Annotated in this window: 2 protein-coding genes and 1 pseudogene; 1 reads left to right on the top strand and 2 read right to left on the bottom strand. The window is 63.9% G+C overall.

Annotation, left to right across the window (positions count from 1 at the left end):
• Nucleotides 1–371: pseudogene (locus tag EN893_RS33395) on the top strand (short-chain dehydrogenase/reductase); the annotation flags it as partial.
• 22 nt (nt 372–393) lie between these two features.
• On the opposite strand, the gene EN893_RS33390 reads toward EN893_RS33395, so the two are convergent.
• Both EN893_RS33390 and EN893_RS33385 read right to left on the bottom strand, forming a co-directional pair.
• Entirely contained in the window at nt 394–1,041 is a 648-nt protein-coding gene (locus EN893_RS33390; protein WP_127269243.1) for an amino acid ABC transporter permease, read from the bottom strand.
• The coding region (locus tag EN893_RS33385; RefSeq protein ID WP_164901361.1) for an amino acid ABC transporter permease at nt 1,038–1,536 on the bottom strand (499 nt) is incomplete at its 5' end. The genes EN893_RS33385 and EN893_RS33390, both read right to left, overlap by 4 nt.

Below are 1,536 nucleotides of genomic sequence, written 5' to 3'. Positions count from 1 at the left end.
CCAAACATGCCATCGAGGGTTATTCGGAGTCGCTCGATCACGAATTGCGCCCGTTCGGCATCCGCGTTTCGCTGGTGGAGCCCGCCTATACCCGCACGGCATTCGAGGACAATCTTGCCGCCCCCGACCGGTCGCTCGAAATCTACGACTCCGCGCGTGCCGGGATGACTGTATCCGTGCGGAAATCGATGGAAAAAGGCGATGCGCCCGAAGTGGTCGCCAGCACCGTTTTGGCCGCGGCGACCGATCCTGCGCCGAAGAAACGCTATGCGGCGGGAAAAATGGCGCGCCAGGTCAGTTTCCTGCGTCGTTTCGTCCCCGCGTCCGCATTCGACAAGAGCCTGCGCAAGCAGCTTGGGCTGCCGGCCTGAAATCGAGCGCTGCCTTGGCGCGTCAGCGAGCAGCCGCCTGTTTCTCGAGCCTGCGGGCGTATTGCGTCAGCGGAAAGCACATGACGAAGAAGATCAGAGCCACCAGCCCGTAGACCTTGAACGGTTCGAAGGTCGCATTGTTGATGGCGTTGGAGGTCCGCACCAGCTCCTCGAAGCCGATGATCGAAGTGAGCGCGGTCGATTTGATCAGCTGAACCAGGAAGCCGACGGTGGGTGCGCGGGTGATCGAAAAGGCCTGCGGCAGGATGATCAGCCTCAGCTCCTGCAGATAGTGCAGGCCAAGGCTTGCGCCGGCGTCCCATTGCCCCAGGGGTAGCGCCGCGACGCCGGAGCGCCAGATTTCGGCGAGATAGGCGCTGGCGAAGAAGGTGAGGCCGAGCGCCGCCGCCGTCCACGGTTCGATGCGCAGGCCGAGCATCGGCAGCCCGAAGAACATCAGGAACAGCTGCATCAAGAGCGGCGTTCCCTGGAACAGGGCGATGTAGCCCGAGGCTATGCGCCTGCTCCACTTGTTTTTGGCGATCCTGAAGAATAGCACGACCAGGCCGACGATGCCGCCGCCGATGAAGGCGGCCAGCGATAGCAGCACCGTCCAGCGGGCGGCGAGCAGCAGGTTGCGCACGATGTCCCAGGAGGTGAACTCGATCATGATACGCCGGCTCCGAGCGCACGGCGCCCGCCTGACACCAGCAGCCGGCGCAAGGCCATCGACAGAGCGAGATAGACCAGCGTCACGACGAAATAGGTCTCGAAGGAGCGGAAGGTGCGCGCCTGCAGCATGTCGGCCTCGTAGGTCAGTTCACGCACGGCGATCTGCGACACCACGGCCGACTCCAGCATCATGATGACGATCTGGCTGGTCAGCGCCGGAAAGATCACCTTGAGCGCCTGCGGCAGCACGATCTTGATGAACACCTGGCGGGGCCGCAGCCCAAGCGCGAGCGCTGCTTCTGTCTGTCCGCCGGGCACGGCGTCAAGCCCGGCGCCGACGATCTCGATCGTGTAGGCCGCCATGTTGAGCGTCATCGCCAGCATGGCGGCCAGGAGCGGGTCGAGCCGGATGCCGAGGCTGGGCAGCCCGAAAAAGATGAAGAACAGCTGCACCAGGAACGGCGTGTTGCGCATCACCTCGACGTAACAGGCG

The sequence above is a fragment of the Mesorhizobium sp. M7A.F.Ca.CA.004.04.2.1 genome (assembly GCF_004022825.1).
Classification (GTDB): Bacteria; Pseudomonadota; Alphaproteobacteria; order Rhizobiales; family Rhizobiaceae; genus Mesorhizobium.
This window is presented reverse-complemented; position numbering and strand designations above follow the sequence as displayed.